This window comes from Cellulomonas avistercoris (assembly GCF_014836445.1).
Taxonomy (GTDB): domain Bacteria; phylum Actinomycetota; class Actinomycetes; order Actinomycetales; family Cellulomonadaceae; genus Cellulomonas; species Cellulomonas avistercoris.
Window position 1 is genome coordinate 58,122 of record NZ_JACSQV010000019.1, and the last position, 7,335, is coordinate 65,456.

Here is a 7,335-nt window from a genome sequence, read left to right on the forward strand (position 1 = left end):
GGCCGTGGCGGGTGCACCCCGGCACCGCGTGCCAGAGTGTGCCTGTCGGCACGAGGTGAGCAGCGGGAGGTCGGATGGCAGCGGGGCCCGGCCTGCTGTGGCGTGCGCGCGAGTACGTCGACCGGTCGGCGCGGCAGTCCCCCGCCCGGCTCGCGCTCGGCGTGTTCGCGCTCGTCATCGCCCTGATCACGGTGCTGCTGTCGGCACCGTGGGCGACCGCGCACGGCGAGCGCGCACCGTTCGTCGACGCGCTGTTCACCGCGACGTCGGCGACCACGGTGACGGGGCTCGTCGTCGTCCCGACCGGCGAGTACTGGTCCGGCTGGGGGCTGGTCGTCATCCTCGTCGCGATCAAGATCGGCGGCCTGGGCGTCATGACGCTCGCGTCGCTGCTCGGCATGGCCGTCTCGCGGCGCATCGGCCTGACGCAGCGCCTCCTGGTGTCGTCCGAGACCAAGGTGACCCGGCTGGGCGAGGTCGGCTCGCTGGTGCGCACGGTCATCGTGACCTCGACGGCGCTCGAGATCGTCATCGCGATCGTGCTGTTCCCGCGGCTGCTCGTCCACGGCGAGCCGGTGGCCACGGCCGCCTGGCACGCCGGGTTCTACGCGGTCTCGGCGTTCAACAACGCGGGGTTCGTGCCGACCCCGGAGGGCCTGGCGCCGTTCGTGTCCGACTGGTGGATGCTGCTGCCGATCACCGTCGGGGTGTTCATCGGGTCGCTCGGCTTCCCGGTCATCCTCAACGTCGCGCACCACCTGCGTCAGCCGCGCCGCTGGAACCTGCACTCCAAGCTCACGCTGACCACGAGCCTCGCGCTCGTCGTCTTCGGGTCCGTCGTCGTCGCGGCGTTCGAGTGGACCAACCCGGGCACGTTCCGCCCCCTCGACCCCGGTGGCACGGCACTCGCGTCGCTGTTCGCCGGCGTCATGCCCCGCTCGGGCGGGTTCTCGACCGTGGACGTCGGGCAGATGCACGAGGGGACGTGGCTGCTCCTCGACGCCCTGATGTTCGTCGGTGGCGGGTCGGCGTCCACCGCGGGCGGCATCAAGGTCACGACGCTCGCCGTCATGCTGCTGGCGATCGTCGCCGAGGGCCGCGGCGACCGCGACGTCGAGGCGTTCGGCCGGCGGATCCCGCGCGAGACGCTCCAGGTGGCGATCGCGGTCGGCTTCATCTCCGCGACCATCGTGCTGATCGCGTCGCTGCTGCTGCTCGCGATGACAGGGCTCACCCTGGACCGCATCCTGTTCGAGACGATCTCGGCGTTCGCGACGTGCGGTCTGACGACCGGCATCACCCCGACGCTGCCCCCGCCGGCGAAGTACGTGCTCGTCGTGCTCATGTTCATCGGCCGGACCGGCACCATGACGCTTGCCGCGGCGCTCGCGCTGCGCAACCGTCGTCGCGTCATCCGCTACCCGGAGGAGAGGCCCATCGTTGGCTGAGAACCTGCGCGCGAGCGGCGGCGAGCCCCGCACCGCGCCCCGCACCCCGAAGAAGGACCAGGGCGTCCTGGTGATCGGCCTGGGCCGCTTCGGCTCCTCCATCGCCGCCACGCTGGACCGGCTGGGCCAGGACGTGCTCGCGGTCGAGCGCAACCCCGACCTCGTCGCGCAGTGGGCCGGCCGCATCCCGCTGGTCGAGGCGGACGCCGTGAACCCCGACGCGCTCGAGCAGCTCGGCGCTCGCGAGTTCCCGGTCGCGGTCGTCGGGGTCGGCTCCTACCTCGAGGCGTCGGTGCTCATCACCGGCAACCTCGTCGACATCGGGGTGCCCCAGATCTGGGCCAAGGCCATCAGCTCCGAGCACGCGCGCATCCTGCAGCGCATCGGCGCCCACCACGTGGTGCTGCCGGAGGCCGACGCCGGCTCCCGCGTCGCCCACCTCGTCAGCGGCAAGATGCTCGACTACATCGAGGTCGAGGACGGCTTCACGGTCGTCAAGATGCGACCGCCGAAGGAGACCCAGGGGTTCACGCTCGCGCAGTCGAAGGTGCGCGAGCGCTACGGCGTCACGGTCATCGGCGTGAAGTCACCGGGCATCGACTTCCAGTACGCGACGCCGGAGACCCGCATCTCGGCCAACGACCTCGTCATCGTCGGCGGGCACGCCGACCTGCTCGAACGCTTCGCCGCGCGCCCCTGAGACGCTCGACCCGCACGACCGCAGTCCGCACGACCGCAGTCCCGCAGTCCCGCAGTCCCGCACGACCGCAGTCCCGCACGCCGCAGTTCCGTGCTCGTCACCCGAGGAGACCGCCATGGCGAAGGGCTCGAAGAAGAAGCACAAGAAGAAGGACGAGAAGGCGAAGCACGAGGGGAAGGCCGCGCGGAAGGCGGCCGCCAAGAACGCCGAGAAGGCCGCCGCGAAGGCGGCCAAGGCGGACCGCAAGGCCGCCGAGAAGGCGGCTGCCGCCCACGAGGCCGCCGCAGCGGGGCTCCTGGCACGGCGTGACGCCGTCGCGGACCTGCTGCGTGTCACCCCGGGGTTCCGGCTCGCGGACGTCGACGCGGGGGCGACGCCGGGCTTCGAGGGGTCGCGCCGTGACGGCGAGGCGGCGCTCGCCGCGGTCGGCGACGAGCTCTCCGACCTGCAGGAGCGTCTGTTCGCGCACGGCCGCACCGGCGGGACGAGGTCCGTGCTGCTCGTCCTGCAGGGTCTCGACACGGCCGGCAAGGGCGGCATCGTGCGCCACGTGGTCGGGCTGGTCGACCCCCAGGGCGTGGCCCTCCGCTCGTTCGGGGTCCCGACGGCCGAGGAGCGTCGCCACCACTTCCTGTGGCGGATCCGCCGTGCGCTGCCCCGCGGCGGCACCATCGGCGTCTTCGACCGCTCGCACTACGAGGACGTGCTCGTGGCGCGCGTGGACGACCTGGTCGCCCCGGAGGTGTGGGAGGGCCGCTTCGACGAGATCAACCGGTTCGAGGCGCAGGTCGCAGCGGCGGGGACCACTATCGTCAAGGTCGCGCTGTGGGTCTCGCCCGACGAGCAGTACCAGCGGCTGCGCGAGCGGCTCGAGCGCCCGGACAAGCTCTGGAAGTACGACCCGGCGGACGTCGACGTCCGCCTCAGGCGGCCGGCGTACGAGGCGGCCTACCAGGAGGTCCTCGACCGGACGAGCACCGAGGTGGCCCCCTGGTACGTCGTGCCGGCGGACAGCAAGTGGTACGCCCGCCTCGCCGTCAGTGCGCTGCTGCACCAGGCGCTGGCCGACCTCCGGCTCGAGTGGCCGGCCGCGGGCTACGACGTCGAGGCGGAGCTGGCCCGGCTCGACGCGACCCGCTGAGGGACGGCGGGCGGGGCGCTGCGCCCCGCCCGCCGTCGCTCAGGACCCGTCGGACGCGTGCCGCTGGTGCGGGAGCCCGCCGCGCGGCATCACGCAGTGGCGCACACCGCCGCGCACGGGACCCGCCGCGCGCGTGGCGCTCGCGTTCCACCGCCCGACCGTGCCGAGCGCCGGGGCGGTGAGCGGGGACGCGCCCGCCGAGGTCACGCGCGGAGCCGGGCCCGCGCAGTGCGGCGCGCTGCGCTGCGCGGGGACGGACGGCGCGACGCGCACGGCGGAAGGCACGGCGCGGACGACGGGGACGACGGGACGGGGTCGGTCGAGGTGCCGGTAGAGCAGGACGGCGACGCCCCCGAGGACGAGCACGAGGGCACCGGGCACCACGTGGTCGTCGACGCCCGTGACGACGCCCGTGGACGTGAGGACGAGACCGGCGGCGACGAGCACCGTCGCGACCGCTCGGCGCAGGAACGTGAACATCATCGAACTCCTTGCCTGTGGACCGGAGCGCCCGGGAGGGCGAGGGACGACGCGCGCGGCGTGCGTCCGTCCGGTCAGGCAGGGTTCGGAAGGTCGCACGAGGGCGCAGCGGGCCCGGCGACGTGGGTGGCGGCCGTCGTCGCCGCTGACGCGACGGGGACGACCGACCGACCGGTGGCCGGGCCGGCACCCGGCCCGGCGCGCGGCGTGACCGACCCGGTACCGGGTGCGGCGCGGTCGGCGAGCGACACGGCCGCCGCGGTGGCGACGGCCCGCTGCGGGGGCGCGGCACCCGTCACGGCGGCGGCGACCACGGCGACGTGACCGCCCGCGACGTACGTGGTGACCGTGACGACGGCGGGCGCCTCGGGCTGCGGACCGGCAGGTCCGGGCGCGGGGTGCCAGGGCGTCTGGCGGGCCGACGGCTCGGCGTCCGGCACGGAGAGCACCGCGGAGAGCGCGGCGGCAGCAGGCTGCTGACCGGGGTCGATCGGGTCGGTCTCGGCACCGGGAGCTCCCCGCTGCGGGGGCGGGCCCAGCTCGCGCCGGTGCTCCCCCGTGTCGCGCGCCTGGCGCACGATCGCGGCCGCGGCGTCGATGGGCGTCACGTCGGTCGCGTCGCGGTCGAGGACCGTCGTGGCCGTGAGGGCCGTGCCGTCCACGGTCGTCGCCCGTGTCTCGGTGCCGGTGGCGGCCTTGTCCGCACCGGTCGCCGCCTTGTCGGTCCCGGTGCGCGTGACGTCCTTGACGACCGGCTCGACGGTCTCCACGGGCGCCGGCTCGGGATCGACCGGCTCGACCACGGGTTCGACCGGCACGACGGGTTCGACCGGCACGACGGGCTCGACCGGCACGACGGGCTCGACAGGCTCCACGGGCTCCACCGGCTCCACCGGCTCGACGGGCTCGACGGGCTCCACCGGCTCGACCGGCTCCACCGGCTCGACGGCGTCGACCGGCTCCACCGCGTCAGGGGCGTCCGCCACGACGTCCGCCGGCGACCCGGGATCGAGGACCGCGAGCACGGCGGCGGCGACGTCGCCCGGTGCGAGCTGCGCGCCGGAGCCCTGCGTGACCTGGTCCTCGGCCGAGGCGGACGGTGCCAGCACGAGCTGCAGGAGGACCAGCAGGAGGCCGCCGAGAGCGGCCATGAGGGCGCGGAGAACCCAGGTCTCCGCTCGCCCCCGCCGCTGCGCGTGCATCCCGGATCCTCCCCCGGTGCGCGTCTGCCGTAGACGCGCGTGGGCCAAGTATGCGACCTGAATGCCCCAAAGGCACAGGATTGGGCCGTTCGGTGGATATTCGCCCCGCCCGGGTGAGCCACGGTCGACGACGAGGCGCACGGGCCGGTCGGGACCGCCGGGTGCCTGAGCGCGCCCCGGCGCGCCTCAGGGCCGCGTCGTGAGCACCTGCACGGGACCGACCGTCCGGCCGTAGGCGTTCTGCGCCACGACGCGGTACCGGTACGTCGTGCCGGGCGTCAGGCCGGCGAGCGTGACCTGCACGCCGCGCTCGTACGTGGCCGGGCCCAGGTCGACGGGCGGGGACGACGCGCCGGGCAGGACGGTGCCGTGCTCGACCCACGCCGTCGTGGCCACGCCCTGGGGGTGCACCCGCAGGTCGACGCGCGCCGTCGTGGCGGTGACGCCGCCCGCCGGGACGGAGCGGACCGCAGGCGGGCCGGGCGTGTGGAACCAGCCGTCGCGCGACGACGCGGCCTGCGTCACCGCCGTGACGGACCAGGTGTGCCGCGTGCCGGGTGAGAGGCCGGTGACGGGCACCCGCAGGTCCTGAGAGCCACGACGTGCCGTGAGGGCGACCGACGTCGCGCCGGCCTCACCGGCGTCCGTCCACCAGGTGAACCGTGCTGTCCCCGGGAGCCCGCCGGTGTCCACCCACGCCTGGAGCACCACGCCGGTGGACGTCAGGCCGCTCGTGGTCGTGCCCACCACGAGCGGCGCGGCCGCGACGTGCACGGTCGCCCGGTCGACGCCGGTGGAGCCGGTGGCGTCCGTGACGCGCAGGGTCGCGGTCCACGTGCCAGGGGCGTAGACGTGGACGACCGGGGCGGCCGGGTGCCCCGTGCCGGCCGTGGACGTGCCGTCGCCGTGGTCCAGCGTCCAGGCGGTGACGCCGGTGCCGGGGGCCGAGCCCGTGCCGGTGCTCGCCGCGAGGTCGAAGGTCACGCCCTGACCGGACGGCACCGCGGTCGTCGGGGCCACGAGCCACGCACCCGGTCGCCCGCGCAGGCCCTGCACGCCCTCCCGGTACGCGGCCCAGGCGGCGGGCGACGTCGCGAGCCGCCAGTCGCACGTGCCGACGGTGTCGAAGTACGCGGCCGCCTCGAGCCGCGGCCACGTCGCGAGGTGCGCGAACGCCTCGCGCAGCCACACGGCGCGGCGCTGCGGGTCGGCCGGGTCCTCGACGGACCCCCACTCGGGCAGGACGGCGGGCTTGCCCCGGGCGTCGGCGAACTCGCGCAGCCCGGCCGTGGCGGTCGCGAGCGAGCGCCACTCCCCCGGCACGTTCGGCCGGCAGCCGTACCAGTTGTAGACGTCCGCGCCGATCCGGTCGACCACGTCGTCCCCGGGGTAGAAGCCGCCCGCACCGGGGTCGCTGCGCGGGCGGCTGACCGCCGCCGGCGTCACCACCCACGTCCACAGCGCGTTCGTCACGCCCGCGCCGCGCAGGACCGTGACCCAGCGGCGCCACGCGGCGACGAACTGCCCGGGCGTGCCGTACGCCGGCGACGCCGCGTCGGGCTCGTGGTGCAGCGTCAGGTAGACGACCGGGCCGAGTGCCGCGGCCTGCGCGGCCTGCGCACGGATCCGCTCGTCCAGCGCACCGCTCGCGACCTGCGCCCACGTGAGCTGCGTCCCGTCGAGGAGCCGCGGCAGCACCGAGACCATCGGCACGCGACCGCGGGCCACCGCGTCCGTGACCGCCGGCGAGTCCAGCGGCTCGTCCCAGCGCAGGTAGATCCGCTGCACGTCGAGCCGGCGCCCGAGCGCGTCCTCGTAGGCCGCTGCGGCCGACGCCGTGCTCGCGTGCCCGCCCCGCGGCACGAACGCGCCGACCAGGGGCGCGGCCGTCGACGCGCGCACGTCCGGCGGCTCGGACGCAGGACCTGGCGCGACCGACGCCGCCGTCAGCGCGAGGGCGACGACGAGGACGGCCGCGCGCAGCGCGGGCCACCCCGCGGGTCCCCCGGGCGAGCCGGCGACCGGACGCGACGGCACTGCGCGCGACCGCGCCGTCAGGGGCTGCTCAGCACCGCGTCGACGACCACGATGAGCAGCGCGCCCGTCGAGGCCAGGAGGGCCCGTACCGCCCAGACCAGCGTCCGTGTGTGAGTCCGCACGTCGACGCTCCCTTCTGCACGTCACCATTGACGTGATGAGGAGACGCTACGTCGACGCAGGTCCCGTCCGCATCACAGAGCGGGGTGAAGTCGCACGTCAGCGGCCGTTCTGCCGGTTTCGCCCCGCTGGAGCGCCGCCGGAGCGTCGCCGGTGGGGACCGCGCGGCGAGGGCGGGTCGCCCGGCCGCAGCCGACCGACCCGCCC

At 75.4% G+C, this 7,335-nt stretch carries 6 protein-coding genes; 3 read left to right on the forward strand and 3 right to left on the reverse strand.

Translation table 11 applies throughout. The annotated features are described in order from the left end of the window. Positions 1 to 74 precede the first annotated feature (74 nt). From H9657_RS17485 to H9657_RS17495, 3 genes are all read left to right on the forward strand, one after another. Positions 75 to 1,448, forward strand: a complete 1,374-nt coding sequence (locus tag H9657_RS17485) for a TrkH family potassium uptake protein (RefSeq protein WP_191784705.1) — start codon at positions 75 to 77, stop codon at positions 1,446 to 1,448. Next, entirely contained in the window at positions 1,441 to 2,148 is a 708-nt protein-coding gene (locus H9657_RS17490) for a potassium channel family protein (protein WP_225215563.1), read from the forward strand. The genes H9657_RS17485 and H9657_RS17490 overlap by 8 nt, the downstream gene beginning before the upstream one ends. A 115-nt stretch (positions 2,149 to 2,263) precedes the next feature. Then, on the forward strand, positions 2,264 to 3,289 hold the full coding sequence (locus H9657_RS17495; RefSeq protein WP_191784706.1) for a PPK2 family polyphosphate kinase: 1,026 nt from the start codon (positions 2,264 to 2,266) through the stop codon (positions 3,287 to 3,289). Between the two features lie 39 nt (positions 3,290 to 3,328). Here H9657_RS17495 and H9657_RS17500 read toward each other — a convergent pair whose 3' ends face one another. The 3 genes from H9657_RS17500 to H9657_RS17515 all read right to left on the reverse strand — a co-directional run bounded on the left by H9657_RS17500 (position 3,329) and on the right by H9657_RS17515 (position 7,008). Beyond that, positions 3,329 to 3,772, reverse strand: coding sequence for a hypothetical protein (locus tag H9657_RS17500; protein ID WP_225215564.1), 444 nt, complete (start codon positions 3,770 to 3,772; stop codon positions 3,329 to 3,331). Between the two features lie 71 nt (positions 3,773 to 3,843). Continuing rightward, a complete protein-coding gene (locus H9657_RS19300) occupies positions 3,844 to 4,920 on the reverse strand; it encodes a hypothetical protein (RefSeq protein WP_225215565.1) in 1,077 nt (358 codons plus the stop codon). A gap of 237 nt (positions 4,921 to 5,157) precedes the next feature. After that, positions 5,158 to 7,008: a PKD domain-containing protein gene (locus H9657_RS17515; protein WP_191784710.1), complete on the reverse strand. Its 1,851-nt coding sequence runs from the start codon at positions 7,006 to 7,008 to the stop codon at positions 5,158 to 5,160. Between the last annotated feature and the right edge of the window lie 327 nt (positions 7,009 to 7,335).